Source organism: Pseudomonas lalkuanensis (assembly GCF_008807375.1).
In the GTDB taxonomy this organism is placed as follows: Bacteria; Pseudomonadota; Gammaproteobacteria; order Pseudomonadales; family Pseudomonadaceae; genus Metapseudomonas; species Metapseudomonas lalkuanensis.
The window spans coordinates 4,859,233-4,885,030 of the sequence record NZ_CP043311.1 but is presented as its reverse complement, the minus strand read 5'-3'; the positions used below and the strand labels follow the sequence as shown (position 1 = coordinate 4,885,030).

The 25,798-nt window shown below is 65.4% G+C and carries 30 protein-coding genes; 17 read left to right on the top strand and 13 right to left on the bottom strand.

The genetic code is table 11. From position 1 onward, the window contains the following. Nucleotides 1-180: 180 nt before the first annotated feature. The 3 genes from sodB to FXN65_RS22610 form a co-directional block, all read right to left on the bottom strand. A complete protein-coding gene (gene sodB, locus FXN65_RS22620) occupies nucleotides 181-762 on the bottom strand; it encodes a superoxide dismutase [Fe] (RefSeq protein ID WP_120654729.1) in 582 nt (193 codons plus the stop codon). Between the two features lie 205 nt (nucleotides 763-967). Further along, nucleotides 968-1,570: a LysE/ArgO family amino acid transporter gene (locus FXN65_RS22615; RefSeq protein ID WP_151136615.1), complete on the bottom strand. Its 603-nt coding sequence runs from the start codon at nucleotides 1,568-1,570 to the stop codon at nucleotides 968-970. A 5-nt stretch (nucleotides 1,571-1,575) separates the two neighbouring features. Continuing rightward, a complete protein-coding gene (locus FXN65_RS22610) occupies nucleotides 1,576-1,983 on the bottom strand; it encodes an ACT domain-containing protein (protein WP_151136613.1) in 408 nt (135 codons plus the stop codon). 99 nt (nucleotides 1,984-2,082) lie between these two features. On the opposite strand from FXN65_RS22610, the gene FXN65_RS22605 reads away from it, so the two are divergent. Together FXN65_RS22605 and FXN65_RS22600 are read left to right on the top strand one after the other, a co-directional pair. Beyond that, the gene (locus FXN65_RS22605; RefSeq protein ID WP_151136611.1) at nucleotides 2,083-2,979 is read left to right on the top strand and encodes a LysR family transcriptional regulator ArgP; all 897 of its coding nucleotides are present in this window, start codon (nucleotides 2,083-2,085) and stop codon (nucleotides 2,977-2,979) included. Nucleotides 2,980-3,105: 126 nt separating this feature from the next. Beyond that, nucleotides 3,106-4,095 (top strand): NAD-dependent epimerase/dehydratase family protein, encoded by a 990-nt coding sequence (locus FXN65_RS22600; RefSeq protein WP_151136609.1) that lies wholly within the window; start codon nucleotides 3,106-3,108, stop codon nucleotides 4,093-4,095. Here the strand turns inward: FXN65_RS22600 and FXN65_RS22595 are convergent. After that, complete coding sequence (locus FXN65_RS22595) at nucleotides 4,092-4,355, bottom strand: hypothetical protein (RefSeq protein ID WP_151136607.1); 264 nt, start codon at nucleotides 4,353-4,355, stop codon at nucleotides 4,092-4,094. The two genes, FXN65_RS22600 and FXN65_RS22595, sit on opposite strands and share 4 nt — an antisense overlap. A 306-nt stretch (nucleotides 4,356-4,661) precedes the next feature. Here FXN65_RS22595 and FXN65_RS22590 point away from each other — a divergent pair, with 306 nt between their 5' ends. Next, nucleotides 4,662-5,510, top strand: a complete 849-nt coding sequence (locus FXN65_RS22590; RefSeq protein ID WP_151136605.1) for an ATPase — start codon at nucleotides 4,662-4,664, stop codon at nucleotides 5,508-5,510. Between the two features lie 60 nt (nucleotides 5,511-5,570). Here FXN65_RS22590 and FXN65_RS22585 read toward each other — a convergent pair whose 3' ends face one another. The 4 genes from FXN65_RS22585 to FXN65_RS22570 all read right to left on the bottom strand — a co-directional run bounded on the left by FXN65_RS22585 (nucleotide 5,571) and on the right by FXN65_RS22570 (nucleotide 8,988). Continuing rightward, a complete protein-coding gene (locus FXN65_RS22585; RefSeq protein WP_151136603.1) occupies nucleotides 5,571-5,903 on the bottom strand; it encodes an amidase in 333 nt (110 codons plus the stop codon). After that, a complete protein-coding gene (locus tag FXN65_RS22580; protein ID WP_151136601.1) occupies nucleotides 5,900-7,012 on the bottom strand; it encodes a serine hydrolase domain-containing protein in 1,113 nt (370 codons plus the stop codon). The genes FXN65_RS22585 and FXN65_RS22580 overlap by 4 nt, the downstream gene beginning before the upstream one ends. 108 nt (nucleotides 7,013-7,120) lie before the next feature. Beyond that, a complete protein-coding gene (locus FXN65_RS22575; RefSeq protein ID WP_151136599.1) occupies nucleotides 7,121-7,906 on the bottom strand; it encodes an oxygen-binding di-iron domain-containing protein in 786 nt (261 codons plus the stop codon). A 194-nt stretch (nucleotides 7,907-8,100) separates the two neighbouring features. Then, nucleotides 8,101-8,988, bottom strand: a complete 888-nt coding sequence (locus tag FXN65_RS22570; protein ID WP_151136597.1) for an acyl-CoA dehydrogenase family protein — start codon at nucleotides 8,986-8,988, stop codon at nucleotides 8,101-8,103. 171 nt (nucleotides 8,989-9,159) lie between these two features. Between FXN65_RS22570 and olsB the strand changes: the two genes are divergently transcribed. Both olsB and FXN65_RS22560 read left to right on the top strand, forming a co-directional pair. Further along, nucleotides 9,160-9,930 (top strand): L-ornithine N(alpha)-acyltransferase, encoded by a 771-nt coding sequence (gene olsB, locus FXN65_RS22565; protein WP_151136595.1) that lies wholly within the window; start codon nucleotides 9,160-9,162, stop codon nucleotides 9,928-9,930. 8 nt (nucleotides 9,931-9,938) lie between these two features. Further along, nucleotides 9,939-10,712, top strand: a complete 774-nt coding sequence (locus FXN65_RS22560) for a lysophospholipid acyltransferase family protein (protein WP_151136593.1) — start codon at nucleotides 9,939-9,941, stop codon at nucleotides 10,710-10,712. 5 nt (nucleotides 10,713-10,717) lie between these two features. Here the strand turns inward: FXN65_RS22560 and FXN65_RS22555 are convergent, their stop codons facing one another. Together FXN65_RS22555 and FXN65_RS22550 are read right to left on the bottom strand one after the other, a co-directional pair. After that, nucleotides 10,718-11,596, bottom strand: a complete 879-nt coding sequence (locus FXN65_RS22555; protein ID WP_151136590.1) for a universal stress protein — start codon at nucleotides 11,594-11,596, stop codon at nucleotides 10,718-10,720. Nucleotides 11,597-11,664: 68 nt separating this feature from the next. Then, on the bottom strand, nucleotides 11,665-12,246 hold the full coding sequence (locus FXN65_RS22550; RefSeq protein ID WP_151136589.1) for an acyl carrier protein phosphodiesterase: 582 nt from the start codon (nucleotides 12,244-12,246) through the stop codon (nucleotides 11,665-11,667). A gap of 124 nt (nucleotides 12,247-12,370) precedes the next feature. Between FXN65_RS22550 and FXN65_RS22545 the strand changes: the two genes are divergently transcribed. From FXN65_RS22545 to FXN65_RS22510, 8 genes are all read left to right on the top strand, one after another. Beyond that, nucleotides 12,371-12,679, top strand: a complete 309-nt coding sequence (locus FXN65_RS22545) for an ArsR/SmtB family transcription factor (RefSeq protein WP_151136586.1) — start codon at nucleotides 12,371-12,373, stop codon at nucleotides 12,677-12,679. Between the two features lie 44 nt (nucleotides 12,680-12,723). Beyond that, nucleotides 12,724-13,887 (top strand): MFS transporter, encoded by a 1,164-nt coding sequence (locus FXN65_RS22540; protein ID WP_151136584.1) that lies wholly within the window; start codon nucleotides 12,724-12,726, stop codon nucleotides 13,885-13,887. Nucleotides 13,888-13,902: 15 nt separating this feature from the next. Further along, nucleotides 13,903-14,952 (top strand): alkene reductase, encoded by a 1,050-nt coding sequence (locus tag FXN65_RS22535; RefSeq protein WP_151136582.1) that lies wholly within the window; start codon nucleotides 13,903-13,905, stop codon nucleotides 14,950-14,952. Between the two features lie 412 nt (nucleotides 14,953-15,364). Continuing rightward, nucleotides 15,365-15,946 carry a YceI family protein gene (locus FXN65_RS22530; RefSeq protein ID WP_151136580.1) on the top strand — a complete coding sequence of 194 codons (582 nt, stop codon included), beginning with the start codon at nucleotides 15,365-15,367 and terminating at the stop codon, nucleotides 15,944-15,946. After that, nucleotides 15,943-17,100, top strand: a complete 1,158-nt coding sequence (locus FXN65_RS22525) for a phospholipase D-like domain-containing protein (protein ID WP_151136578.1) — start codon at nucleotides 15,943-15,945, stop codon at nucleotides 17,098-17,100. Before FXN65_RS22530 ends, FXN65_RS22525 begins: the two co-directional genes overlap by 4 nt. A 107-nt stretch (nucleotides 17,101-17,207) precedes the next feature. After that, entirely contained in the window at nucleotides 17,208-17,819 is a 612-nt protein-coding gene (locus FXN65_RS22520; RefSeq protein ID WP_151136576.1) for a DUF2846 domain-containing protein, read from the top strand. A gap of 108 nt (nucleotides 17,820-17,927) precedes the next feature. After that, the gene (locus FXN65_RS22515) at nucleotides 17,928-18,509 is read left to right on the top strand and encodes a DJ-1/PfpI family protein (RefSeq protein WP_151136574.1); all 582 of its coding nucleotides are present in this window, start codon (nucleotides 17,928-17,930) and stop codon (nucleotides 18,507-18,509) included. 119 nt (nucleotides 18,510-18,628) lie between these two features. Next, a complete protein-coding gene (locus FXN65_RS22510) occupies nucleotides 18,629-18,931 on the top strand; it encodes a ribbon-helix-helix domain-containing protein (RefSeq protein WP_151136572.1) in 303 nt (100 codons plus the stop codon). A gap of 147 nt (nucleotides 18,932-19,078) precedes the next feature. Here the strand turns inward: FXN65_RS22510 and FXN65_RS22505 are convergent, their stop codons facing one another. Beyond that, the gene (locus FXN65_RS22505) at nucleotides 19,079-19,477 is read right to left on the bottom strand and encodes a nuclear transport factor 2 family protein (RefSeq protein ID WP_151136570.1); all 399 of its coding nucleotides are present in this window, start codon (nucleotides 19,475-19,477) and stop codon (nucleotides 19,079-19,081) included. A gap of 113 nt (nucleotides 19,478-19,590) precedes the next feature. Here FXN65_RS22505 and FXN65_RS22500 point away from each other — a divergent pair, with 113 nt between their 5' ends. Both FXN65_RS22500 and FXN65_RS22495 read left to right on the top strand, forming a co-directional pair. Continuing rightward, entirely contained in the window at nucleotides 19,591-20,181 is a 591-nt protein-coding gene (locus FXN65_RS22500) for a GNAT family N-acetyltransferase (RefSeq protein ID WP_151136568.1), read from the top strand. Further along, complete coding sequence (locus FXN65_RS22495) at nucleotides 20,178-21,056, top strand: carbon-nitrogen hydrolase family protein (RefSeq protein ID WP_151136566.1); 879 nt, start codon at nucleotides 20,178-20,180, stop codon at nucleotides 21,054-21,056. Before FXN65_RS22500 ends, FXN65_RS22495 begins: the two co-directional genes overlap by 4 nt. Before the next feature lie 100 nt (nucleotides 21,057-21,156). On the opposite strand, the gene FXN65_RS22490 is transcribed toward FXN65_RS22495, so the two are convergent. Next, nucleotides 21,157-21,837, bottom strand: a complete 681-nt coding sequence (locus FXN65_RS22490; protein WP_151136564.1) for a hypothetical protein — start codon at nucleotides 21,835-21,837, stop codon at nucleotides 21,157-21,159. A 138-nt stretch (nucleotides 21,838-21,975) separates the two neighbouring features. Next, complete coding sequence (locus FXN65_RS22485) at nucleotides 21,976-23,499, bottom strand: fumarate hydratase (RefSeq protein ID WP_151136562.1); 1,524 nt, start codon at nucleotides 23,497-23,499, stop codon at nucleotides 21,976-21,978. A gap of 215 nt (nucleotides 23,500-23,714) precedes the next feature. Here FXN65_RS22485 and FXN65_RS22475 point away from each other — a divergent pair, with 215 nt between their 5' ends. Together FXN65_RS22475 and FXN65_RS22470 are read left to right on the top strand one after the other, a co-directional pair. After that, a complete protein-coding gene (locus tag FXN65_RS22475; protein WP_151136559.1) occupies nucleotides 23,715-24,842 on the top strand; it encodes a GGDEF domain-containing protein in 1,128 nt (375 codons plus the stop codon). Continuing rightward, nucleotides 24,835-25,776, top strand: coding sequence for an iron-sulfur-binding ferredoxin reductase (locus FXN65_RS22470; RefSeq protein ID WP_151136557.1), 942 nt, complete (start codon nucleotides 24,835-24,837; stop codon nucleotides 25,774-25,776). Before FXN65_RS22475 ends, FXN65_RS22470 begins: the two co-directional genes overlap by 8 nt. Nucleotides 25,777-25,798: the final 22 nt, after the last annotated feature.

Here is a 25,798-nt window from a genome sequence, read left to right as displayed (position 1 = left end):
CGAGCCAATTCTGGAATCGCCGTATTCATTTCCTCCTCGACTTTATGTCGGTGCGAACAGGTCCGAGCTTGAGGGGGTGTCCGACAATTTTTCCCTTGTACCGCAACAAGACGACGAATGACGCACAAAAATGAAGAAACCCGGCGATTGGCCGGGTTTCCCTTACCGCAGGAGCGGGTCTCAGGCAGCGTAGTTCTTGGCTACGAAGTCCCAGTTGACCAGGTTCCAGAAGGCCTCTACGTACTTCGGACGCAGGTTGCGGTAGTCGATGTAGTAGGCGTGTTCCCATACGTCGCAGGTCAGCAGCGGGGTGTCGCCGCTGGTCAGCGGAACGCCGGCGCCGATGGTGCTGGCCAGGGCCAGGGAACCGTCAGCCTTCTTCACCAGCCAGGCCCAGCCGGAGCCGAAGGTGCCGATGGCGGTCTTGGTGAACTCTTCCTTGAACTTGTCGAAGGAACCGAAAGCGGCGTTGATGGCGTCAGCCAGGGCGCCGGTGGGCTGGCCACCGCCGTTCGGGCTCAGGCAGTTCCAGTAGAAGGTGTGGTTCCAGATCTGGGCTGCGTTGTTGAAGATGCCGCCGGAAGAGGTCTTGATGATTTCTTCCAGGCTCTTGCCTTCGAACTCGGTGCCCGGAACCAGGTTGTTCAGGTTTACCACGTAAGCGTTGTGGTGCTTGCCGTGGTGGAATTCCAGGGTCTCGGCGGACAGGTGCGGCTCGAGGGCGTTTTTCTCGTAAGGCAGCGGCGGCAATTCGAAAGCCATGTCTATCTCCTTCATCAGGTCGGGATTTTTGCGCAAGGCGCGGGGCCGTTCACGGTCGGCCGAGAATGCGGCTGCGAGTTCGTACTCATTCTTGCCGCGAAGTCCGGATCATAGCACCGGGCATAGGGCTTAACCACGCAGCAAGTGTGTGGTTAAGCCATAGCCGGCGGCTCTGGCACGCCTATCCCATCTGGACCTTCCTGGCTCAGATACCGTTCACCAATTGTGCCGCCATGCCGAACATCATCATCGCCACCGCTAGGTCGAGCAGGCGCCAGGTGGCCGGCCGTGCCAGCCAGGGTGCGAGCCAGGCGGCGCCGAGCGCCAGGGCGAAGAACCACACCAGCGAGGCGCTGGCTGCGCCCAGGGCGTAGGCACCGGGGACCGTCTGTTGCGCACCGAGGGAGCCGATCAGCAGCACGGTGTCGAGGTAGACGTGGGGGTTGAGCAGGGTCACCGCCAGGGCCGCCAGCAGCACGGCGCGGCGCGAGCGGGGGCCGGCATCAGCGGACTGGTCGAGGACGCTGGGGCTGATGGCGCGACGCAGCGCCTGTACGCCGTACCAGAGCAGGAAGGCCACGCCGCCCCAACGGGCGATAGCGAGCAACAGGGGGTTCTGTGCCAGCAGAGTCGCCAGGCCGAAGACACCGGCGCTGACCAGCAGCGCATCGCACAGCACGCACAGGGCCGCCACGGGCAGGTGGTGCTCGCGGCGCAGGCTCTGGGCCAGGACGAAGGCGTTCTGGGCGCCGATGGCGATGATCAGGCCGGCGGCCATCAACAGACCGTTCAGGTAGCTCTGCCACATGGCGTTCACTCCGGCTGGGCGTTGGCCGCCAGGGCCCGCAGGGTGGAAACGGCGCGCTCGGCGTCTTCGCTGGCGACGAACAGGTGGTCGTGGAAATAGCCGGCCACCACGTTGCAGCTCACGCCGGCCTGGGCCAGTGCGGCGGCGAAGGCGGCGGTCAGGCCGACGGCGCTGAGGGACGAATGCACCTGGAGGGTGATCCAGGCGGCGGTGTAGTCGTAGAGCAGCCCCAGGCGATCGGCCTCGCTGCGTTCGAGGATCACCGTCAGCCCTTCCTGCTCGCGGATACTGCCCAGCGGCACGCTGCCCTGCAGGCGTGCGGCGTCGTCCAGGGTGCAGAACACGTATTGGCCGGAGTTGAGCTGCGGCGACATGTTGCGGATCAGGGTGGAGAGAGCGGTTTCGCCGGCCATGGTGCTTCCTTCGATACGACGGTTGGGATGTGGCGAGTCTGGGGCGCGGCAATGTATAAGGAAAACGAATCTTGCTGATCTCTCATTAGGAAAACTGATTTGTTCGACTACAAGTTGCTGTCCGCCCTGGCGGCCGTGGTGGAGCAGGGTGGTTTCGAGCGGGCTGCCCAGTTGCTCGGCCTGTCGCAGTCCGCGGTGTCCCAGCGGATCAAGCTGCTGGAGGCGCGGGTCGGCCAGCCGGTACTGGTGCGCGCCACGCCGCCGGCCCCCACCGAAGTGGGCACTCGCCTGCTCAACCATGTGCAGCAGGTGCGCCTGCTGGAGCGCGACCTGCAGCGCCAGGTGCCGGCCCTGGAAGAGGGCGGCCTGCCGGAGCGCCTGCGCATCGCTCTCAATGCCGACAGCCTGGCCACCTGGTGGGCTGTCGCCGTGGGGGACTTCTGCGCTGAACAACGGGTGCTGATGGAGCTGGTGGTGGAAGATCAGGAAGTGGGCCTCAAGCGCATGCGCGCCGGCGAGGTCGCGGCCTGTGTCTGCGCCGCCGAGCGCCCGGTGGCCGGCGCCTGCAGCCTGGCGCTGGGCGCCATGCGCTATCGCGCGCTGGCCAGCCCGGCCTTCATCGAACGGCATTTTCCCAAGGGCGTGACGCCTCAGGCGCTGGCCCGTTCACCGGCAATCGTCTTCGGCCCGGATGACCTGTTGCAGCACCGCTACCTGGCGGCGCTGGGCGTCGAGGGTGGCTTCATCCATCACCTGTGTCCCTCTTCCGAAGGCTTCGTGCGCCTGACCGAAGGTGGGCTGGGCTGGGGACTGGTGCCCGAGCAGCAGGTGGGAGCGCAACTGGCGCGAGGCGAGTTGCAGGAACTGATTCCCGACCGGCCCATCGATGTGCCGCTCTACTGGCACCACTGGCGCCACGGCGGCGAGTTGCTCAGCCTGCTAACCGACCATCTGGCGGCCGCAGCGGGCCGCTGGCTGGTGCCGTTGCAGCGTTGACGGCCCGGCGGGAACGATGGGCGGGGATTGCGTTCAGAGTCGTTCTATTGGCTCGCGACGCCACACCTGGCTGCCGCCGGGGCTGCTAGAGTCGCGGGGATAACGACGCATGGCAGGGGACCATAGATGAAGATTCTGGTGACGGGGGCGAGTGGGTTCATCGGTGGGCGCTTCGCGCGTTTCGCCCTGGAGCAGGGACTCGACGTGCGGGTGAACGGCCGCCGTCCGGAAGGCGTGGAGCATCTGGTCAAGCGCGGTGCCGAGTTCATTCAGGGCGACTTGTCAGACCCGGAGCTGGTGCTGGGCCTGTGCGATGACGTCGATGCAGTGGTGCATTGCGCTGGCGCCGTGGGCGTCTGGGGCAGGTACGAGCACTTCCACCAGGCCAACGTCCAGGTCACCGAGAACGTGGTGGAAGCCTGCCTGAAGCAGCGGGTACGGCGCCTGGTGCACCTGTCGTCCCCCTCGGTCTACTTCGATGGCCGCTCCCATGTGGGCATTCGCGAAGAGCAGGTCCCCAAGCGTTTCTCCGACCACTACGGCGCCACCAAGTACCTGGCCGAGCAGAAGGTCTTCGCTGCCGAGGAATTCGGTCTGGAAGTCATCGCCTTCCGCCCGCGCTTCGTCACCGGCGCCGGCGACACCAGCATCTTCCCGCGGCTGATCGCCATGCAGCGCAAGGGCCGCCTGAAGATCATCGGCAATGGCCTGAACAAGGTCGACTTCACCAGTGTGCAGAACCTCAACGACGCCCTGCTCAGCGGCCTGCTGGCCAGCGGCCCGGCTCTGGGGCAGGCCTACAACATCAGCAATGGCCAGCCGGTACCGATCTGGGACGTGATCAACTATGTGTTTCGCAAGCTGGGTGTGCCGCAGGTGAACCGCCACGTTCCCTATGGCCTGGCCTACAGCGCCGCGCTGCTCAACGAGTCGGTGTGCAGGCTGCTGCCGGGACGGCCGGAGCCGGCGCTCTACCGGCTGGCCGTGGCGGTGATGGCCAAGGACTTCTCACTGGACATCAGCCGCGCCCGGCAGTACCTGGAGTACGAGCCTCGGGTGAACCTGTGGTCGGCGCTGGACGAGTTCTGCGCCTGGTGGGGCGCCCAGCAACCCTAGCCGCGCAGCGGGCCGGCGTACTGGGTGTACTTGCGCACCAATTCTTCTTCGCTGAGGACCGCCGGTTTCAGGCGCACGCCGGTGAGAATGCTGAGATGTTCGCCCAGCTCGCGGGTCGCGTCGCGATGGGATTCGGCGCAGGCATTGAGCATGGACAGGATAGCGTCGGGCTGGCTGAGGCGGATATCCACAGCCTGTTCTTCACGCAGCTGGCGCCGCAGGGTCTGCATGCAATCCAGCACGGCCTTGGTCAATTCCATTCCTTCTTCCCCCATGGTCGAAGAGCGCTCCGTTCCTTCCCGGTGAAGTGTTCGGAGCCAGACGGAGCGGTCGGCTCCCGATGGTGATTTCCTGGCATGGCCCCGTGCAGGGGGCTGGCATCTGGCTAGCAAGCCCCGTACCAGACGTGAAGGCCCGGAACTGCGGGGCTCTGGCGTGGTCAATCGAGGGGCGTCGCCCCCGCGCGGTGCAACCCGCACCGCCATGGCGCGACGCTGAAGACCGCCGTGCGAACCGGTATACTTCCGGCCATTCGCGGTTATGCGTTTCCCTCCAAAGGTCCCCCCATGCGCAATGACGCTCTCGATGAATTGGATGATGTTCCCAGCCTGACCACCGATGCCCGTGATCGCGACGAGTTCGGCCATCACCCGGTGGCCGAGCCGCTGCACCGTCACACCAACGGCTATGCCAATCCCGCCCCTGTACCCAAGGCCGCCAGCACCGGTCCGCTCTGGGCCCTGGTGGTCGCCCTGGTCGTCGCCCTCTGCGGCCTGGGCTGGTGGAGCTTCCAGCAGATCAGCCTGATGGAGCAGCAACTGGTCGCCACCCAGGAAAGCTTCGCCCGTATCAGCGAAGAGGCCGCCGGCCGGATCCAGGACATTTCCGGCAAGGTGGTCGCCACCGAATCCAACATGACCACCGGCAATGAGTCCGTGAAGCTGCAGCTCAAGCAGCTGCAGGCCAAGGTGATCGAGCTGTCCAAGCAACAGCAGGCCGCCAATGCCCAGCTGGGCACCCAGGGCAAGCGCGTCGAGCAGCTGTCCGCTGACGTCAAGGCGGCCCAGGGCGCTGCCGCCCAGTTGGGCAGCCAGTTGAATGGCAAGGTCGACGGCCTGGCTGCCGAACAGGTGAAGCTGAAGGCCGCCCAGGGCGACATGGCTCAGCTCGACAGCCGTCTGAAGGGCCTGGGCAGCGATGTGGAAGCGTTGAAGAAACAAGGCAACCCGAACCAGGCGATCAAGAGCCTGGAGCAGGACCTGCTGGTACTGCGAAGCGAGCTGGACAACCGCCCGGCGCCGTCCCAGGGCGCCAGCACCGCCGAGTTCGATGCCTTCCGCGCACAAATGACCCGCAACATCAGCACCCTGCAGAGCCAGGTGCAGAACCTGCAGCAGCAGCTCAACATGCGCTGAGGTCGGCGCTTCAACGAAAAAGCCCCCGGATTCGGGGGCTTTCTTTTATGGGTGGCGGCTTCAGAACGTGCTGTTTGCCTCGGGCAACAGCCGGCAGCCCTGCTGCGGGCTGACCCACGCCGCCGTGTTGCTGCGGCCCAGGCCGCTGGCAGTCACGCGCTTGTGCTCGGCGTCGTCGAGGAAAGCGCTGGTGGGCACGTATTGCTTCACGTAGCCCTGGCAGTAGTCGGCCGGGTTGCCCATCACGTAGCGGCAGGAGCAGTACTCCTTGGCGGTGTAGGCGCTGATGATGCCGGGGAAGGCGGCCAGGTGCTGGCGGTTCTGCCAGGCCGTGGCGGCCAGCAGGATGAGCGCCAGCACGAACAGGCTGAGGACGGGGCGACGGGCGATCATGGCTGCACCTCCGGGGCGAATGCGGCCAGGGCCAGCTTGAGGAAGTCGTTGTGGCGGTAGCTGCCGTCGCGGTCATCGGCGTAGCGCACGATCACCAGCTTCTGGCTGGGCAGCACGTAGAGCGCCTGGCCCCAGTGACCAAGGGCGGCGAAGGCGTCTTCCGGGGCGTCCGGCCAAGGTTTCGCCGCGCCCTGCACCTGAGTGTTCAGCCACCAGTGGCCACCGGGCACGGCTTCGCCCGGAGAGGCAGCATCGGGCTTGTAGCCGGCGAAAGGCTTGCGATTGAAGGCGACCCAGTCCGCCGGCAGCAACTGGCGCTCGCCCCAGCGGCCGTCGCGCTGCATCAGCAGGCCGACGCGGGCCAGGTCACGGGCGGTGAGGTAGGTGTAGGAAGAGCCGACGTAGGTCCCGGCGGCGTCGGTTTCCCACACCGCCGAGCGGATGCCCAGGGGATCGAACAGGGCGGTCCAGGGATATTCCGCGTAGGCCTGCTCGCCCACCACTCCGCGCAGGGCGGCGGACAGTACATTGGTATCGCCGCTGGAGTAGCGGAAGCGCTTGCCGGGTACGGCATCCAGCGAGTGCTCGGCTGCGAAGGCGGCCATGTCGCCGCGACCACGGGTGTAGAGCATGGCCACCACCGAGGATTTCAGCGGCGCGTATTCGTAGTCCTCCTGCCAGGCGAGGCCGGACGCCCAGTGCAGCAGGTCATCGAGGTGGACATTGGCGTGGCCGGCGAAGGCCGGGTAGTAGCGCGCCACCGGTTCGTCCAGCTTGAAACGTCCTTCGCCATAGGCGACGCCGAGCACGGAGGCCAGCAGGCTCTTGCTCACCGACCAGGTGAGGTGGGGCGTCTCGGCGTTGGTGGGGCCGGCGTAGTGCTCATAGATGAGTTCGCCGTCGCGGATTACCACGACGGCGTCGGTACGCACGCCCTTGCGCTCTTTGTCATCGCGCTCGGGAAAGGCGTAGTTCTCGAAGGACTGGACTGCGGCGCCGCTGGGGGCGGGGCCTTGTTGCCAGTCGGTGGTGGGCCAGGTTTCAGCCTGGGCCAGACCGGCCCCGAGACCGAGCGCCAGGGCCAGCGGGCGAAGGAGGTGGAGGGGCATTGGTCGGCCTCTTCTGCTTATCGAAGGGCGCAACCTAGCACGGCCCGTATGACGGTAAATAGCGCCGAACGTGCCGGCTGGTGTGGCTATTCGGCGCGATACGTCAGTTCAGCGTGGCAGCCGGTAATCGTCCGGCCCGAGGAGGTCGATACCGCACTCCAGGTTCTCGATCCAGTAGAGGAAGGCGCTGATCATTTCCTTGCCGACGAAGGGCCGGCCGTGCTGCGGGACGATCATTTCCACATCCATGGTGCGCACCATCGCGGCCCAGAGCCGGCAGACCTTGTTGCTGGCCATGTAGCGGCGATGGAAGCCTTCCATGTTCGGCACATGGTTGACGAAGTCGCGCACCGGCGTGGCGTCTTCCACAAGGGAAGCACCCATGTCGCCGGAAAAGAGGATGCGGCTGACCGGGTCATACACCTGGAAGTTGCCCACCGAGTGGAGGAAGTGCGCAGGCACCGCCTTGAGCTGGCAGCGGCCCAGGTTGATGGACTGTCCGCGGTCGGGCAGGGCGATGATGCGGTCATAGGTGGAGATGCCGTGGCTGATGGCCAGGTAGTTGGCGGTCAGGTGCGGCAGGAAGCGCGCCCAGAGCTTGGAGCAGATCACTTTCGCGCGGGTGTGCAGCAGCCATTTGTCCAGGGAGGCGATGATGTCCGGGTCCTGGTGGGAGGCGAAGATGTAGGTCAGGTCCTGCACCGGAATGTGCTTGGACAGTTCCAGCGACAGCGGGGTGTAGGTCAGGTCGCCGCCCGGGTCCAGCAGCAGGTACTGCTGGTTGTCGGTAATCAGGAACTGGTTGGACTGCACGCCGTCGCCGCTGACCAGATCGTCGAACATCAGGCATTGGTGGGTGCCGTTGTCGAACAGCACGATGGGTTCGCGACGCATGGAAACCTCTGTGGGAAAAGCGACGCGCAGATGTAAGGCATTTCTGAAGGGCGAGTGCTGACTTGAGTCAATTCACACTGGCCGGCGGTGCTTTTTGTGGGGCAATTTCAATCGCGAATGAATGCGCCGCTAAAAGTCGATGGCTGGCTCTTGTCGGTTGGGCTTCGCTGCGCTCAGCCACAACCCATGGGAAATCAGGCCATGCCCATTGCTGCCAGGGCCTTTTCCAGCCGTTTCGCCCTTGGTCCGCTGGCGATGTCCAGCACGCCCTGGTCGCGCTTCCAGAGGTTCGCCCAATCCTCCGGCCCGCTGGCGAAGGCGGCGTCCAGTTCCGGCTTGAGCGCCCTGAACTGGGCGAAGAGGGCTGCCAGCAGGAGGTGCATGGCCGGTGCCGTGGCGCATTGGCGGGAGACTTCCGCCGCACCGCTGAGCAACGCCAGCAGGCGCAATTGCAGGTCCTGGGGCCAGGCGTTGTCGCGGCCCACACCGTACAACCAAGCCAGCAGCGCGGCGAGGACATGGAGGTCCTCGATACTGCGAAACGGCTTCACGTAGGCGTCCCAGCCATCGCCGGCCAGGCGCTCGCAATGGGCGCCTTCCAGATGCAGGCGTGCATGGGGGACGTCGGGCATCAGCGGCAGCGGCTTGAGCTGCTCGACGCGCACACCCGGTGAGCCGTTGCGCACCACGGTCAGGGCCAGGCGCGGTGATTCGCCATCGGTTTCCTCGCGGGCCGCCACCAGCAGCCAGTCGGCGGCATCCCCGGCGGTGACGAAGTCCTTGCGTCCAGCGAGGCTGAGGCCGCTCAGGCGGGTCTGCATGTCCGCAGGGCGTACGCTGCGGCTCTCGGTCACGCACAGCGCGCCCAGGCTCTGCGGCGCCGAAGGCCAGAGCAGGCGCAGGGCACCCTGGTAGCCGGCGAGGAACGCCAGCCCGGGCGTGGCGGCCAGCTTGCCGCCGAGCACTGCCAGTTCGAAGGGCGTCACCTCGCCCAGGCGGTCCAGCAGGGCGCCGTACCAGTCATCCAGCGGTTGGCCGGAGGGCAGGCGGGCAGTGGCTTCGAACAGGCGTTGCCAGGGCATTGTGGGCTCCTCGAGGACAGTGGGTGCGAGGTTGCGAGATGTCAGTGGCCCCATGTCATACAAGCATCACGGGATCGTCATGGGGGTGACACCGGGTCTACCTAGCCTGAGCTTGCACAACAAGATCGTCCGGCTGCAACCGGGATCTAGCCGGCCAACGGAGGCTTATTCATGACTCAGATCGCCATGACCCGCGACAGCGTCGCACCCAACGGGAAAAGCCCTCGCCGTCTCCAGGCCGAGCGCCTGGAAGGCATTGCTGCGCTGCGTGAGGCGCAAGCCCTGCGTTTTCGAGTGTTCAGCGCCGAGTTCGACGCCAAGCTGCAGGGCGCCGAGTTCGGTCTCGATATGGATGACTACGATCCGCACTGCCAGCATATCGGTGTGCGCGACCTGGACAGCGGAGAGCTGGTCGCCACCACCCGCCTGCTCGATCACCACGCCGCCCGTGACCTGGGCCGCTTCTACAGCGAAGAGGAATTCAGCCTCCACGGCCTCGGCGAGCTGCAAGGCCCGGTGCTGGAAATCGGTCGTACCTGCGTCGATGCTTCCTACCGCAATGGCGCCACTATCGCCGTGCTCTGGGGTGAACTGGCTGAAGTGCTGAACCAGGGCGGCTACCGCTACCTGATGGGCTGCGCCAGCATCCCGATGCAGGACGGCGGCGTCCAGGCCCAGGCCATCATGCAGCGCCTGCGCGAGCGGCATCTGTGCACCGAATACCTGCGCGCGGAGCCGAAGAACCCGCTGCCGGTGCTGGAGCTGCCGGGCAACGTGATCGCCGAGATGCCACCGCTGCTCAAGGCCTACATGCGCCTGGGCGCGAAGATCTGCGGCGAGCCCTGCTGGGACCCGGACTTCCAGGTGGCCGACGTGTTCATCCTGCTCAAGCGCGACGAGCTTTGCCCGCGCTACGCCCGTCATTTCAAGGCTGCGGTCTGAGGCCGGGCATGCACAAGTCCGTCCGTTTCTACGCCCGCGTCGCCCGCCTGCTGGCAGTGATCGGCCTTGGCCTGTCGCTGGCGTTGTGGGTTGGCGTGCTGGAACGCCTGGGGCGTCGTGATCTGATGGCCACCCGACAGCGCCTGACCCGCTGGTTCCTCGCCCGCCTGGCTGGTGCGCTGCCGTTTCGCGTGCAGGTCACTGGCCGGGTGCCGGAGCAGCCCATGCTCTGGGTGAGCAACCACGTGTCCTGGACCGATATCCCGCTGCTCGGCGCCGTGGCGCCGCTGTCCTTTCTGTCCAAGGCCGAGGTACGTGCCTGGCCGGTGGCCGGTTGGCTGGCGCACAAGGCGGGCACCCTGTTCATCCGCCGTGGCTCGGGGGATAGCGGTCTGGTCGGCCAGCAACTTGCCCGCCATCTCGGGGATGGGCGTCACCTGCTGATCTTCCCGGAAGGCACCACCACCGACGGCAGCCTGTTGAAGACTTTCCACAGCCGCCTTCTCACCAGTGCCGTGGAAACCCAGGTACCGGTGCAGCCGGTGGCGATCCGTTATTGGCGTGATGGCCAGCGCGACGAGATCGCGCCTTTCATCGGCGAGGACGATCTGCTCTCGCACCTGCTGCGTCTGTTGCGCAGCGATCTGGCCGAAGTGGAAATCCGGTTGCTCGAACCGGTTACCAGTCAGGGACTGACCCGCACCGAATTGAGCCGGAAAGCGAAGAGCGCCGTGCAACTGGCGCTCTTCGGTGAGGTGGAAGACGAGGCCCTGGCCGCCTGATGGGGTCAGGCCTTGTCGCTGTCGGGCCAGCGAATCGGCGGCACCGTGAGGATGTCGCAGTCCAGCTCGCGCATGGCGGCATCCGCTACGCTGCCGATCAGCATACGTTTCACCCCTGTCAGTCCACGCGTACCCATCACCAGCAGGTCCACCGGTTCTTGCTCCAGCACCCGGCGCAGCGCGGTCATGGGCAGGCCTTCCTCGATCAGGCGCTGGCCGATCATGGCGTCCAGTCCTTCCTTGCGCAGGAATTGGTCCAGAGCCGCGGTGGCGCGATGTCGTTCGGTCGCGAAGTCCTTGGCGATCGCGCCCGCTCCGGCGCCTGCCGCCAGCAGCACGGCGCCGCCCAGCGGGTCGAAGGCATGCAGTGCCCTGGCGCCGCTGGCGGGGAGCAGGCCCAGTTCGTTGGCGGCGCGCACGGCCTGGGCGGAAGCGGGTGAGCAGTCCACGGCCAGCAGCGGTGCCAGGTAGTCGTCCTCGGCGACCCTGTTCACCAGCAGGATCGGTACGTGGCTGGTGCGCACCAGGCGTTCCAGGGTGGTGCCGACGAAGATGTCGCGCAGCGGGCTCTTGCGATGGCTGCCGACTACCAGCAGGTCGATGTCGGCCCAGCGCGTACAGTCGGCGATGTGCTTGGCCGGATCGCCCACTTCCACCCAGATCTCCGGCGTGCGGCCGGCCAGCTCGGTGAAGAAGTCGAGTTGTTCATTGAGGTAACGGCGGACCTGCTCGACTTCAAGTTCGATCCGCAGCTGCGGCTGGTCTTCGTCGACGACGTGAAGGATGAACCAGGGGCAGCCGAATTGCCGGACCAGTCTGGCTGCGCGCCGCATGGCGCGGTCGGAACGGTTGGAAAGGTCGGTCGCCAGCATCAGCGCTTTCATCGGGCACCTCCATAGCGGGTCTCTCAGACCATTGCACTGCAGGTGCCCCGGTCTCCCCTTGATGCAGATCAACCATGGATTTGTTGGGTTCCCGCGAATTGCTGGAGCTGTGGATAGAACTGACGGAAGTCATCGAACAGCGGCTGATACAGCGCCTCCAGTTCGGCCATTGCACCATCCAGCGCTTCGGGCCGCGAAATGCGCCGCGCCATGCCGGCGATGACCAGTTCCAGGGTCTCGAACTCCCGGTAGCTGCCGAGCCAGTCCTGGGCGGCCATGCGCGGGGCGATCAGCGCCAGGCGTCCAGGCAGTGCGGGTTCGTTGACCAGCACGTCGTAGACATGGCGGGTGAAGGCGTCCAGCGGTTCGGCGGAGTAGCGCTCCCAGTCGCGCGCCAGGCAGTGGTCGAAGAAGACGTCCAGCAGGATGCCGGCGAAGCGCCGCCGCTCACTGGGGAAACGCAACTTGGCCTGGGCGATCAGCGGGTGGCCGTCGGTGAAGGCGTCGATGCGCCGGTGCAGGCGGATGCCGGCTTCGATATCCGTCGGCCAGCGCCCGGCCAGCGGCCCTTTGACGAAGTCGCCGTAGAGGCTGCCGAGCAGCTGCGCCGGCTGGGAGCCGCCGAGATGGAGGTGGGCGAGGTAGTTCATGGGCCGAGCTTAACCCAGAGACGGTTTTATCATGGCGGTCGATGATGACTATCGGCACAAACGATCCCGTATCGTTCTTTCCCGATATAAAGTTCGTTCCATCTCGATATACGAATCCACCGCCATGAGCACATCCATCGACCTCGACGAAATCATCAAGGCACTCGCCAATCCCGTCAGACGGGAGATGTTGCAGTGGCTCAAGGACCCGGAGAAGTACTTCGTCGAGCAGGACCACCCGTTTGAAATCGGCGTCTGCGCCGGCAAGTTCGACCAGCGCTGCGGGCTGTCCCAGTCCACCGTCTCGGCGCACCTGGCGACCTTGCAGCGCGCCGGCCTGGTCACGAGCCGCAAGGTGGGCCAATGGCACTTCTTCAAACGCAATGAAGCCGTCATCGCTGAATTTCTTCGCCAGATGAGCGACGAGCTGTAACTGCAGCACCTGCCTACAACCCGACATTTCCAAGGAGCAGGCCCATGCCTACTGCGCTTCTCGTCCTCGCCTTGTCCGCGTTTGCGATAGGCACCACTGAATTCGTCATCATGGGCCTGCTGCCCGAGGTGGCCACTGATCTCGGCGTATCCATTCCCGGTGCCGGCTGGCTGGTCACCGGCTACGCCCTGGGCGTGGCCATCGGCGCGCCGTTCATGGCGATGGTCACCTCGAAGCTGCCACGCAAGCGCGCCCTGCTGGTGCTGATGGGCGTGTTCATCATCGGCAACCTGCTTTGCGCCATCGCCGCCAACTACGGCCTGCTGATGCTGGCGCGGGTCGTTACCGCACTCTGCCACGGCGCCTTCTTCGGTATCGGCTCGGTGGTCGCCGCCAGCCTGGTGCCGGCCAACCGCAAGGCCTCGGCCGTGGCCCTGATGTTCACCGGCCTGACCCTGGCCAACGTGCTTGGTGTGCCCCTGGGCACCGCCCTGGGCCAGGTCGCCGGCTGGCGCTCCACATTCTGGGCCGTGACCCTGATCGGCATCGCTGCGCTGATCGGCCTCTGGCGTGTGCTGCCGCGCCAGGATGACGAAGAGGCCTCCGACATCCGCGCCGAGTTCGCCGCCCTGCGGGGTGCCGGGCTCTGGCTGGCGCTGTCCACCACCGTACTGTTCTCCGCCGCGGTGTTCTGCATCTTCACCTACGTCGCGCCGCTGCTCGGCGACGTGACCGGCGTTTCGCCCCGAGGCGTGACTTGGAGCCTGCTGCTGATCGGCCTGGGCCTGACCCTGGGCAACGTGATCGGTGGCCGCCTGGCTGACTGGAAGCTGGCGCAGACGCTGATGGGCGTGTTCGTCGCCCTGGCCGTCGCCTCCAGCGTCCTGACCTGGACCAGCGCAAGCCTGATTCCCACGGAGATCACCCTGTTCCTCTGGGCCACGGCCGCCTTCGCCGCGGTGCCGGCCCTGCAGGTCAACGTGGTGAATTTCGGCAGTGACGCCCCGAACCTGGTTTCCACCTTGAACATCGGCGCCTTCAACGTGGGCAATGCTCTCGGCGCCTGGGTCGGTGGCCTGGTCATCAGCCACGGATTCGGCCTCACCAGCGTTCCCCTGGCCGCTGCAGTACTGGCGATCCTCGCCCTGCTGGCGACCCTGCTCACCTTCAGCAACCGTAATCCCGAGCTGCAAGCGGCTCTCGACTGACCCGAGGTAAACGACATGCCCACGCTCTTCGACCCGATCAAGATCGGCGACCTGGAACTCGCCAACCGCATCATCATGGCTCCCCTGACCCGCTGCCGCGCAGACGAGGGCCGTGTGCCCAACGCGCTGATGGCCGAGTACTACACCCAGCGCGCGTCCGCCGGGCTGATCATCAGCGAAGCCACCTCCGTCACGCCCCTGGGCGTCGGCTACCCGGATACCCCCGGCATCTGGTCCGACGAGCAGGTGAAGGGCTGGAGCAATATCACCAAGGCGGTGCACGCCAACGGCGGCAAGATTGTCCTGCAGCTGTGGCACGTGGGCCGCATCTCCGACCCGAGCTACCTGGGCGGCGAAGCCCCGGTCGCGCCCAGCGCCATCGCCGCCAAGGGCCACGTCAGCCTGCTGCGTCCGCTGCGTGACTTTCCGGTGCCGCGCGCCCTGGAAACCGAAGAGATCGCCGACATAGTCGAGGCCTACCGCATCGGTGCCGAGAATGCCCAGGCTGCCGGTTTCGACGGTGTGGAAATCCACGCCGCCAACGGCTACCTGCTGGACCAGTTCCTCCAGGACGGCACCAACAAGCGCACCGACCAGTACGGCGGCTCGGTCGAGAACCGTGCCCGCCTGCTGCTGGAAGTCACCGATGCCGCGATCAAGGTGTGGGGCGCTGGCCGAGTAGGTGTGCACCTGTCGCCGCGTGCCGACTCCCATGACATGGGCGACTCCGATCTGGCCGGCACTTTCGGCCATGTCGCCCGGGAACTGGGCAAGCGTGGCGTGGCCTTCCTCTGCGCTCGCGAGAAGGAGGGCGAGGACAGTCTGGCGCCGCAATTGAAGGAAGCCTTCGGTGGCGTGTTCATCGCCAACGAGCGCTTCACCCGGGACAGCGCCAACGCCTGGCTGGCAAGCGGCAAGGCCGACGCCGTGGCCTTCGGCATTCCCTTCATCGCCAACCCCGACCTGCCCGAGCGCCTGCGCCTGGATGCCCCGCTGAACGAGCCGCGCCCCGAGCTGTTCTACGCCAAGGGCCCGGTGGGCTACATCGACTACCCGCGCCTGTAACAGCCCACTGCCGCGAAAGAAGCCTCGTGCCGCCAGGTCGGGGCTTTTTTCGTTATTGGTTCGGGTAGGGCTCAGGCAGGGGGGAATACATTCGGCATGGGCCTCGGGTCTGTGGGAGCGAATTCATTCGCGAAAGGGCAGCGCAGCAACCCATGGGTATTGAAGGCAGCCCTTCGGATTGCAATCGCGATTGCAATCGCGATTGAAATCGCTACCACTGGGGCGTTACGAGCTAATCGATTCGTCCCGGCTGTTCTGGCGCCGTGCCCACCAATCGTCTTTCCTCTGGTAGCTTTGCATCCATTGTCCGTCCGTCGGGTCTGCTCCATGCGGAACCCCGCGGCGATTCGTGTGACCAATGGAGTCCGGCCGCAGTCTTCCGGCCGTCAGCGACATGCCAAAGGAAGCCCGCATGCACAAATCGATACGCCCCCTCATTGCCCTGCTAGGCGCCCTGGCCCTGCCGGTGCAGGCCAGCTGGTACCTGGACAACGAGTCGTCGCGCATCTCCTTCATCTCCACCAAGGCCGGCAGCATTTCCGAGGTGCACCGCTTCCTCACCCTGCACGGCAAGATCGGCAAGGAAGGCAAGGCGCACTTGCGCGTCGAGCTGGAATCGGTGAGCACCGGGGTTCCGCTGCGTGACCAGCGCCTGCGTGACCAGTTCTTCGAGATCGCCAAGTACCCCGAGGCGGAGATCACCGCCCAGCTCGACCTGCGTCCCATCACTGACCTGGCCCCTGGCGCCCAGCTGGAGCTGGGCCTGCCGCTGACGGTGAAGATTCGCGACAAGGCCCAGCAATACCGCGCCGAACTCCTGGCCACGCGCCTGGACGACCATCGCTTCCAGGTGGTGACCCTGGCGCCGCTGGTGCTGCAGGTCGAAGACTACGGCCTGGCCACGGCACTGGATGGCCTGCGCAAGGTGGCCGGCCTGCCCGGCATCAGTCTGTCGGTGCCGGTGGGCGCCGTGCTGATCTTCACGGAGCGCTGATGGGGCAGATTTTCCCCTGGAAGTCCGGCAACCGCTTCGAGCTGTTGATCGACGGCCCGCAGTTCTTTCCGACCATGCTCACCGCCATCGCCCGGGCCGAGCATCAGGTCGCGCTGGAGCTTTACCTGGTGGAGGACGGCCGCTGTAGCCAGGCCCTGGTGGATGCCCTGTGCGTGGCCGCCGCACGCGGCGTGCGGGTGCGCTGCCTGTTCGATGACTTCGGCTGCCTGAAGCTGGGCGCGGTCTTGCGCGAGCGCCTGGTCGAGGCCGGGGTGATGCTGCAGTTCTACAACCCGCTGCGCTGGCGGCGTGGCTTCAGCAACCTGTACCGCGACCACCGCAAGATCCTGGTGGTGGATGATCGCCAGGCGTTCATTGGCGGCACAGGCTCCACCAACGAGTTCTGGGACCCGAGCCAGGAGACCAGTCGTTGGCACGAAGTGATGGTGGCCATCGAGGGACCGCTGGTGGCGCATTGGCAACTCATTTTCGACTACCAGTGGCTGGCCAGCCTCGGCCGTCGCCCCTGGAAACCGGGCGAGGCACCGGGGCTGGCCCATCTGCCGCCCTATCCGGCGGTGGGGGAGGGGCTCGGCAGGCTGGCCTACGCCGATGCGAACCAGCACCGCGACATCGTCCGTTCGCTGGTGCGCAGCATTCGCACGGCGCGCAACCGCGTGTGGCTGGCGACGCCCTATTTCCTGCCGAGCTGGAAGGTTCGCCGCGCGCTGATCAAGGCCGCGCGTCGGGGGGTCGAGGTGCGCCTGTTGCTCACCAGCCGGCACACCGACCACCCACCGGTGCGTTTCGCCGGCCAGCGCTACTACCCGCGGCTGCTGCGCGCCGGGGTGCGCATCTTCGAGTACCAGCAGCGCTTCCTGCATCTGAAGATGGTGCTGGCCGATGACTGGGTCAGCGTGGGCTCCTGCAACTTCGACCACTGGAACCTGCGCTTCAACCTGGAAGCCAACCTGGAAGCACTGGACCCGAACTTCACCCTGGCGGTGGACGCCTGCATGCGCCAGGACTTCTCCGACAGCCGCGAGATCACCATGGACGACTGGCACGCGCGCCCGCTGATGAAACGCCTGCGCCAGCGCCTCTGGGGCTGGCTGGACCGGCTGGTGGTGAACCTCCTCGATCGTCGCCGCTGAGGCCTTTTTTCGCCCCAACGCCCGGCCGCCGGGCCGCACTTTGGTCGGGTGTATGTGGCTCGCGGCCGGGCTAGGCTTGCTCCACGACAACAAGAGGGAGTGGCTGCATGGGCCGCCGACACCTGCTGATCCTGCTGCTGTGCTCCGTACTGGGCGGCTGTTCCACCCCCGGCGCCTTCTTCGGCGCGACCGAAGGGCCTGAATTCCAGCCTTCCGCGCCGAGCGACGGCGAGCATGCACTGGTCTACCTCTATCGCCCGCAAAGCGAATGGGCCGATCAGGAACTGGAAGCTCCCGGCATCTTCCTCAACAACGAGCTGATCGGCAGCCTGCCGAGCAACGGCCACCTGGCCCTGGAGTTCGACGCGGCCAGCTACAAACTGGAAATGCGTCGACCTCTGTTCGGCAGCTACTGGACGCTGCTGGCCGATGGCCCGCTGGATTTCACCCTCATCAGCTCCTTCGCCCTGGAAGCTTCTGCCGGACGCACCTATTACCTGCGCTACGACGAACTGGACCCGCCGCCGAAGAATAGCGAGCAGCAAGGTGCCGGCAATGGACCGCTGCAACTGGTGGCGGAGTCCCTGGGCAGCCAGGAGATCGCCGCCACCCGCCAGGTCCAGCCGAGCCAGCGCGTAGCCGCCAACGGTGAAGTGGTGCGGCCCCAGGTTGGGTTCTGGCGCGGAGTGGGGCGGGCGCTGGACAAGATCGGCATCTGACCCCGCCATCCATCCTGTAGTAGGGGCCTATTACCCGGGGGCGAAGGGTGCCGGGGATAATTGGCTAACCTTTGAAGCCCCGGGGCTTCCAATTCAGGAGGATGAGCAATGGCCGCGAAGAAGATTCTGATGCTGGTCGGCGACTACGCCGAAGACTACGAAACCATGGTGCCCTTCCAGGCCCTGTTGATGGTCGGCCATGCGGTACACGCCGTGTGCCCGGACAAGGTCGCCGGACAGACCGTGCGCACCGCTATCCATGATTTCGAAGGCGACCAGACCTACAGCGAGAAGCCGGGGCACAACTTCGCCCTCAACTTCGATTTCGCCAAGGTCCGGGCGGAGGACTACGACGCCCTGCTGATCCCCGGCGGACGCGCTCCCGAATACCTGCGCCTCAACGCCAGGGTGCTGGAACTGGTGAAGGCCTTCGACCAGGCCGGCAAACCTATCGCCGCCGTCTGCCATGGCGCCCAGTTGCTGGCGGCCGCCGGCGTGCTGGAGGGCCGCGAGTGCAGCGCGTACCCGGCCTGCGGCCCGGAAGTGAAACTTGCCGGTGGTCAGTATGTGGATATCCCGGTGGACGCCGCCCATACCCAGGGCAATCTGGTGACCGCTCCGGCCTGGCCGGCCCACCCCGCCTGGCTGGCAGGTTTCCTCAAGCTGCTCGGGACGAAGATCGAGCCGTGATCGCAGGTTGTGGCTGAGATGTGTGAAGCCCAACATCGAGTGTGTCGGGCTTCGCTGCGCTCTGCGCCAACCTGCCTGGCCCAATTGATCCCGCATAGCCAAAAAACAGGAGGCGCGCCATGTGCGAGCTCTACGTCAAGGCCGACCCCATTCTCTACGAGTCCCGCTCGCGCTCGTTGCGCATCCGAGGCGTGGTCACCACGCTGCGCCTGGAGAACCAGTTCTGGGACATCTTGCGGGAAATCGCGGAGGTGGACGGCATGACCACCAACCAGCTCATCGCCAAGCTCTACGACGAGGTGATGGAGTACCGGGGCGAGGTGGTCAACTTCGCGTCCTTCCTGCGGGTGAGCTGCACCCGCTACCTGGCCCAGCGCCGCGCCACGGTGGTCGAGCTGCCGAAGGCGCGGGTGAATACTTGACGGACATGTCACAGCGTCGCGAGCTGAAGCGAGGCACGGCATGAACAGCCGAGAAGACGGACTGGGCTCGCACGCGAGTTTACGACTGTAAATGAGCATTTCGAGGCTGTTTATGACGCCGTAGCGCCGACGCGCAGCAGGCTGTTTTCAGCAGACCTGTTCGACCCAGTCGTTGAGGTTGTAATAGTTGGTCACGCGGGCAATCTTGCCGCAGTGGATATGGAAGAAGGCGCCGGCCGGCAGCACGTAGGTCTGCCCCTTGGCCGGCGGCAGGCCCTCATCGTCGGCCAGATACTGGCCGTGCACCACGAACTCGGCGGCGGCGCGGCTGCCGTCGGCGCTCTGCATGACCACGATGTCCGAAAGGCGCTCCTTGTAGCAGCGATTCATCTTGTCCATGAAGGCGGCGAAAGCGGCCTTGCCCTGCTGGCGTTCACCCTGGTTGATGTCGTGCACCACGTCCTCGCTGAGCAGGGCGAGGAAGGCCGGCATGTCGCCGGCGTTGAAGGCGTCGTAATAGGCTTGCACCAGTTCGATAGCGGTCATGGCTGGGTTCCTGTCGCAAAGAGGTCAGTCGGTACGTGACCGGCATGATAGGTTCTTGACCCAGGCCCGGCTTAGCCAGGGGCGTCATCCACTTCCCCAGAACGACCGCTCCCATGCAGATCCGACTTCTTCAAGGCGGCGCCATCTCGCCCCATATCGATGACCTCGCGCGCCTTCGCCTGACGGTGTTCCGCGAGTTTCCCTATCTCTATGACGGCACGCTGGATTATGAAGCGCGCTATCTCTCTACCTATGCCGAGTCGAAGGAAAGCCTGTTCGTGCTGGCGCTGGATGGCGGGCGGGTGGTGGGAGCCTCCACCGGCCTGCCGATGGCGGACGAAACCGAGGAATTCCAGCGGCCTTTCCGCGAACAGGGCTGGGTGCCGGAGCGCATCTTCTATTTCGGCGAGTCGGTGTTGCTGCCCGAGTACCGGGGCAGCGGCCTGGGCGTGCGCTTCTTCGCCGAGCGCGAAGGCTATGCGCGGCGCCTGGCGCGCTTCGACCACTGCGCCTTCTGCGCGGTGGAGCGTCCGGCCGATCATCCGCGACGCCCACCCGGCTACCAGCCCCTGAACGAGTTCTGGGCGCGGCGCGGTTATCGCCACCACCCGGAACTGCGCACCGAGTACCACTGGCGTGACCTGGACGAAGATACCGAGTCGGCCAAACCCATGTCCTTCTGGCTCAAGGAGATCACCCGATGATCAGGATTGCGGCCTGCCAGTACGCCATCGAGCTCCATGAACGCTGGGATACCTATGCCGCCCACCTGGAGGGACTCTGCACCGAAGCCGCCCTGGGCGGCGCGAAGCTGCTGGTGTTGCCGGAGTACGCCGGCCTGGTGCTGGCCGGTCAACTGCCGCCGGATGAGCGTGCTGACCTGCAGGCGTCCATCGCCGGTATCCAGCCCCTGCTTCAGGATTGGCGGGCGCTGTGCGCGGGTATCGCGGCGAAGCTTGGCGTCTACCTGCAACCCGGTAGCCTGCCCGTGCGCGATGCCGATGGACGGTTCCGCAATCGCGCCTGGCTGTTCGGTCCGGGCGGTGAACTGGGCTTCCAGGACAAGCTGATCATGACCCGTTTCGAGCGCGAGCAATGGGGCATCGAGGCAGGGAAGGGACTCAAGGTGTTCGACACGGCCCTCGGCCGTCTGGGCATCCTGATCTGCTACGACAACGAATTCCCCATGCTCGCCCGCACCCTGGCCGAAAGCGGCGCCGACCTGATCCTCGCTCCCAGTTGCACCGACACCGAGGCCGGTTACAACCGCGTGCGCATCGGCGCGCAAGCCCGCGCGCTGGAGAACCAGATCGCCGTGCTGCAGTCGCCTACGGTGGGGCTCGCCCCCTGGTCCCCGGCGCTGGACGAAAACATCGGTCGTGCCGGCCTCTACGTGCCGCCGGACTACGGCATGCCGAGCAACGGCGTGATCGCCGAAAGCCTCGAACTCTGTCCGGCAACCAGCCAGTGGCTGATCTGCGACCTGGATCTGGAGGAGGTACGCCGGGTGCGCGCGGAGGGGCAGGTATTCACCCGGCGTGACTGGCCGGAGCAGTTCGGCCAGGCACAGCTTTTGTAGGTTGTCGCTGAGCTTTCGAAGCCCAACGCAACGTTGTTGGGCTTCGCTCCGCTCTGCCACAACTTACAAGAGCCTGGCATTCGATTGGTCCATCGACACCTCAACCGCCCCAGAGGAACTCCTGCATGCTTACCCGGCCACGTTGCTTGTCGAGGATTTCCTGCGGGACCTTGTCGACGAAGTAGTCTCGCTGCAAGAGCGTGGGATTCGGGGTGGCGTTCTCGACCTTGCCAGGTATGTCCGGGTTGCGCTTACGGGCCTGTGCAAGATCCTGCTCCTGACGATCCTCGATCAGAAAGATCGGCGGCCCGACTTTGGTGGCTCCAGCAGGGTTCTGGCCCTCCGTGGCATATGCCTGGAAGTGCCCGAGGTAGGTAGTGGCGCCGGGCAGGATGGTGAAGCGGATCGAGAATGGAGCGTTGGGGGTGTAGTGAATAACCGCCCCACCTGTGCCCTGTTGGGTGAGGACGCTGAACAACTCGTACTCTCCAGGAGCAAGCCGGGCAGTAAGTACAGCGCCTTCTTCCTGCTCATTCCGATATTCCGGTTTGCTGAATGGCAAGGTGGACTGATCGAAGGTGAAGTTCCCTTGCTCGACCTGGTCGCCGGCGTTGAAGGCAGAACGCTTGTAGTAGAAGCGGTAGAAGGAATACTCGGTACCCGCTGCCGCGCTGATTCCGATAACCGCCTGTCCGGCATCCTTACCGGCGTAGGCGCTATTCAGTTGCGGGCTTAACAGGGCATTGCAGCCACTCAGGGCAATGGCGATCAGCAGGATCATCGCTGACTTCACAGGAACCTCCTTCCTTGGTCGTGATTCTGGTTCGTGATGCTAGCCATGTGCCTTGATTGTTGAAATACCCACCCAATAAAAAGCCCGGCACATGGCCGGGCTTTTTCATTCAGCGAAGGTGAAGGCTTACTTCACTTCCACCGCCAGGTTCTCGGCGATCTTCTGTTGCCAGATCGCCGGGCCGGTGATGTGGACCGACTCGCCGTTGGTGTCGACGGCGACGGTGACCGGCATGTCCTTCACGTCGAACTCGTAGATGGCTTCCATACCGAGTTCGGCGAAGGCCAGGACCTTGGACTTCTTGATCGCCTGGGCCACCAGGTAGGCGGCGCCGCCGACGGCCATCAGGTACACGGCCTTGTTGTCCTTGATCGCTTCGATGGCAATGGGGCCACGCTCGGACTTGCCGATCATGCCCAGCAGGCCAGTGCTTTCCAGGATCTGGCGGGTGAACTTGTCCATGCGGGTCGCGGTGGTCGGACCGGCCGGGCCAACCACCTCGTCACGCACCGGATCGACCGGGCCGACGTAGTAGATGAAGCGGCCTTTGAGGTCCACCGGCAGTTCTTCGCCCTTGTTCAGCATGTCGACCATGCGTTTGTGCGCGGCGTCGCGGCCGGTGAGCATCTTGCCGTTGAGCAGCAGGGTCTCACCCGGCTTCCAGCTCTGCACTTCTTCCGGGGTGATCTTGTCCAGGTCGACGCGGCGCGCGGACGGGCCGGCTTCCCAGACGATTTCCGGGTAGGCATCCAGCGGCGGGGCCTCCAGGGCAGCCGGGCCGGAGCCGTCGAGCACAAAGTGGGCGTGACGGGTGGCGGCGCAGTTGGGGATCATGCAGACCGGCAGCGAAGCGGCGTGGGTCGGGTAGTCCATGATCTTGACGTCGAGCACGGTGGTCAGGCCGCCCAGGCCCTGGGCGCCGATGCCCAGCTGGTTGACCTTCTCGAACAGTTCGAGGCGCATTTCCTCGATCTTGTTCTGCGGGCCGCGAGCTTTCAGCTCGTGGATGTCGATCGGGTCCATCAGGACTTCCTTCGCCATCACAGCGGCCTTCTCGGCGGTACCGCCGATGCCGATGCCGAGCATGCCCGGCGGGCACCAGCCGGCGCCCATGGTCGGGACGGTCTTCAGAACCCAGTCGACGATGGAGTCGGACGGGTTGAGCATGGCCATCTTCGACTTGTTCTCGGAACCGCCGCCCTTGGCCGCCACGTCCACTTCCACGGTGTTGCCGGGAACGATGGAGTAGTGGATGACCGCCGGGGTGTTGTCCTTGGTGTTCTTACGGGCGCCCGCCGGGTCGGCCAGGATGGAGGCGCGCAGGACGTTCTCCGGCAGGTTGTAGGCGCGACGCACACCCTCGTTGATCATGTCGTCCACGCTCATGGTGGCGCCATCCCAGCGCACGTCCATGCCGACGCGGACGAACACGGTGACGATACCGGTGTCCTGGCAGATCGGGCGGTGGCCGGTGGCGCACATGCGCGAGTTGATCAGGATCTGCGCCATGGAATCGCGCGCGGCGGGCGATTCTTCACGCAGATAGGCCTCGTGCATGGCCTGGATGAAATCCACGGGGTGGTAGTAGGAGATGAATTGCAGGGCGTCGGCGACACTCTGGATCAGATCATCTTGCTTGATCACGGTCATGTGGGCGCTCCTCTTGGAGGGAACATCAGGGAAGCGCCGGACCACGACCCGGCGCGCTTGCAGGCTAAAAAGGCGCGGCAGTATAGCGCGTGGGGCCCGTCGGGCACAGTCGCCGGTAATCGACCTTGGTCGGTTGTCGGACGTTTCCTACGTACTAGGCAATCTGTGATCACAAGCGTACATTGAAGGCATGGTGCCATTACGGGAAGGAGCCCATGAGCCCATCCAGCCAGCGGGTCAGCCATAGAGCCTTGCAAAGTCTGCTGTTGAAGCGCTTCGGTATGGCCGTGGCTACCTACTCGATGGTACTGCTGCTGTGCTGGATCGCCATGTTGGGCGGACTGCTCCGGGTTTCGGTGAGCACTGCCCTGATCGGTTCCGGCCTCGTTGCCCTGTCCCAGTTAACGCTGTTCTGGCTGTTCATCAGCGGCCGCAACCTGCGTTTCTCCGACCCCAGCCTGACGGAACCCCAGGTGCTGCTCGCCCTGGTCTGGAACACCTGGCTGATGTCCATGGTCGACAACGCGCGGGGCACCCTGCTGGCGGTCTACGTGCTGATCATGATGTTCGGTGTGTTTCAGCTGAAGCCCAGGGTATTCGCCCGATGTGCTGCCATCGGCTTCTTCGCCTTCGCCGGCCTCAACCTGTACGAGGCCTACCAGATGCAGCTGGCCGACCCGGCCCTGGCGCTGCTGCAGGTCTGCGTGCTCTTCGTGCTGATGGTCTGGTTGAGCCTCTTCGGCAGCTACGTCCAGGCGCTGCGTCAGCGCATGCGCCAGCGCCGCTTCGCCCTGCAGGCCCACCAGGACACCCTGCGCGGCATGATGCGCCAGCTGGAAGACCTGGTCGCCACGGACGAGCTGACCGGGTTGTTCAACCGGCGCCATTTCCTGCGCCTTGCCAGCCGCGAGCTGGATAACCTGGCGCCGAATCGCCAGCACGGTCTGGCGCTGATCGATCTCGACCATTTCAAGCGAATCAACGACGTTCACGGCCATGCCGCCGGCGATCGGGTGCTGCAGACCTTCGCCGCGGTGGCGCGTGCCTGCCTGCGGGACGGAGATGTGCTGGCGCGCTACGGCGGCGAGGAGTTCGTCCTGCTGCTGCCCGGTTGCGATGCGGATCGCCTCACTGCGTGCTGCGAGCGCCTGCGCGAGGCCTTCACCAGCGCGGAGCCGGTAGGGGTACAGGTGGAGCGGTTGAGCCTTTCGGCGGGCATGACCCTGCTGTCTGCCGGGGACGATCTGGATGATGCGTTGCAGCGTGCGGATCAGGCACTCTATCGGGCGAAGCGCGGCGGACGTAACCGTTGCGATGCCGCCTGGGAGGGCCAGGGTGCCTGAACTCGAAGTCGCTGGAAAACGCTGGACCGTAGCACCTGCCAGCAACCTGCTGGATGCCCTGAACGCCGGGGGCTGCAAGGTCCCTTACAGCTGTCGGGCCGGTAGCTGCCATGCCTGCCTGGTGCGATGCCTCTCGGGCGAGCCGGCAGATGCCAGGCCGGAAGCGCTGGACAGTTTCCAGCGCGCCGAGGGCTGGCGGCTGTCCTGCCAGTGCCTGGTGGTGCAGGATCTGGTGGTGGAGGTGTTCGATCCGGCGCGCGATGGCGTGGAAGCCGAAGTCGTCTGCGTCGACTGGCCGGCCCCGGATGTCCTGCGCCTTCGACTCGCGCCGTCACGGCCACTGCGATACAGCGCCGGCCAGCATCTCCTGCTGTGGAATGACGAGGGCGTCGCCCGGCCCTATTCCCTGGCCAGCCTGCCTGGTTTCGACGATTTCCTCGAATTCCACCTGGATTGCCGCAAGCCCGGATTGTTCAGCGACAGGGCCCGGCGCCTGGTTCCGGGGAACAAGCTGCGCCTTGGTGAACTCCACGGCGGTGCGCTGCACTACGATCCTTCCTGGGACAGCCGGCCGCTGTTGTTCCTTGCCGCAGGCACTGGACTGGCGCCGCTCTGGGGGCTGCTGCGGGAAGCACTGCGAAATCATCATCAGGGCCCCATCCGCATCATTCATCTGGCCCATGACGCCAGTGGGCATTATCTGGCCAAATCCCTCACAGAGATGGCTGCAGCCCATTCCGGGCTTGTCGTCCAACTGATCACGCCGGCCGAGCTGCCAGAGGTTTTGGCGCAATTCCGTCTTGTTTCGCGGCAAACCATCGCCTTACTCTGCGGCCACCCCGCCAGCGTCGAGGAGTTCGCGCGCCGGCTTTATCTGGCCGGTCTGCCCCGTAATCAACTGCTGGCCGATACCTTCCTGACCCGCGACGCCTGACGCCGCGGGCCAATACCAATCG

Excerpts from the sequence above, each read along its gene's own strand:
- FXN65_RS22550 (WP_151136589.1), bottom strand. The coding sequence starts at position 12,246 with ATGAACTACCTCGCCCACCTCCATCTCGGCGGCTCCCAGCCGGCGCAG.
- FXN65_RS22535 (WP_151136582.1), top strand. The coding sequence starts at position 13,903 with ATGCCCACGCTCTTCGACCCGATCAAGATCGGCGACCTGGAACTCGCC.
- FXN65_RS22520 (WP_151136576.1), top strand. The coding sequence starts at position 17,208 with ATGGGCCGCCGACACCTGCTGATCCTGCTGCTGTGCTCCGTACTGGGC.
- FXN65_RS22555 (WP_151136590.1), bottom strand. The coding sequence starts at position 11,596 with ATGAAAGCGCTGATGCTGGCGACCGACCTTTCCAACCGTTCCGACCGC.
- FXN65_RS22560 (WP_151136593.1), top strand. The coding sequence starts at position 9,939 with ATGCACAAGTCCGTCCGTTTCTACGCCCGCGTCGCCCGCCTGCTGGCA.
- FXN65_RS22595 (WP_151136607.1), bottom strand. The coding sequence starts at position 4,355 with ATGGAATTGACCAAGGCCGTGCTGGATTGCATGCAGACCCTGCGGCGC.
- FXN65_RS22515 (WP_151136574.1), top strand. The coding sequence starts at position 17,928 with ATGGCCGCGAAGAAGATTCTGATGCTGGTCGGCGACTACGCCGAAGAC.
- FXN65_RS22570 (WP_151136597.1), bottom strand. The coding sequence starts at position 8,988 with ATGCCCTGGCAACGCCTGTTCGAAGCCACTGCCCGCCTGCCCTCCGGC.
- FXN65_RS22490 (WP_151136564.1), bottom strand. The coding sequence starts at position 21,837 with ATGATCCTGCTGATCGCCATTGCCCTGAGTGGCTGCAATGCCCTGTTA.
- sodB (WP_120654729.1), bottom strand. The coding sequence starts at position 762 with ATGGCTTTCGAATTGCCGCCGCTGCCTTACGAGAAAAACGCCCTCGAG.
- FXN65_RS22580 (WP_151136601.1), bottom strand. The coding sequence starts at position 7,012 with ATGCCCCTCCACCTCCTTCGCCCGCTGGCCCTGGCGCTCGGTCTCGGG.
- FXN65_RS22495 (WP_151136566.1), top strand. The coding sequence starts at position 20,178 with ATGATCAGGATTGCGGCCTGCCAGTACGCCATCGAGCTCCATGAACGC.
- FXN65_RS22485 (WP_151136562.1), bottom strand. The coding sequence starts at position 23,499 with ATGACCGTGATCAAGCAAGATGATCTGATCCAGAGTGTCGCCGACGCC.
- FXN65_RS22500 (WP_151136568.1), top strand. The coding sequence starts at position 19,591 with ATGCAGATCCGACTTCTTCAAGGCGGCGCCATCTCGCCCCATATCGAT.
- FXN65_RS22510 (WP_151136572.1), top strand. The coding sequence starts at position 18,629 with ATGTGCGAGCTCTACGTCAAGGCCGACCCCATTCTCTACGAGTCCCGC.
- FXN65_RS22545 (WP_151136586.1), top strand. The coding sequence starts at position 12,371 with ATGAGCACATCCATCGACCTCGACGAAATCATCAAGGCACTCGCCAAT.
- olsB (WP_151136595.1), top strand. The coding sequence starts at position 9,160 with ATGACTCAGATCGCCATGACCCGCGACAGCGTCGCACCCAACGGGAAA.
- FXN65_RS22615 (WP_151136615.1), bottom strand. The coding sequence starts at position 1,570 with ATGTGGCAGAGCTACCTGAACGGTCTGTTGATGGCCGCCGGCCTGATC.
- FXN65_RS22540 (WP_151136584.1), top strand. The coding sequence starts at position 12,724 with ATGCCTACTGCGCTTCTCGTCCTCGCCTTGTCCGCGTTTGCGATAGGC.
- FXN65_RS22610 (WP_151136613.1), bottom strand. The coding sequence starts at position 1,983 with ATGGCCGGCGAAACCGCTCTCTCCACCCTGATCCGCAACATGTCGCCG.
- FXN65_RS22585 (WP_151136603.1), bottom strand. The coding sequence starts at position 5,903 with ATGATCGCCCGTCGCCCCGTCCTCAGCCTGTTCGTGCTGGCGCTCATC.
- FXN65_RS22600 (WP_151136609.1), top strand. The coding sequence starts at position 3,106 with ATGAAGATTCTGGTGACGGGGGCGAGTGGGTTCATCGGTGGGCGCTTC.
- FXN65_RS22530 (WP_151136580.1), top strand. The coding sequence starts at position 15,365 with ATGCACAAATCGATACGCCCCCTCATTGCCCTGCTAGGCGCCCTGGCC.
- FXN65_RS22505 (WP_151136570.1), bottom strand. The coding sequence starts at position 19,477 with ATGACCGCTATCGAACTGGTGCAAGCCTATTACGACGCCTTCAACGCC.
- FXN65_RS22590 (WP_151136605.1), top strand. The coding sequence starts at position 4,662 with ATGCGCAATGACGCTCTCGATGAATTGGATGATGTTCCCAGCCTGACC.
- FXN65_RS22475 (WP_151136559.1), top strand. The coding sequence starts at position 23,715 with ATGAGCCCATCCAGCCAGCGGGTCAGCCATAGAGCCTTGCAAAGTCTG.
- FXN65_RS22575 (WP_151136599.1), bottom strand. The coding sequence starts at position 7,906 with ATGCGTCGCGAACCCATCGTGCTGTTCGACAACGGCACCCACCAATGC.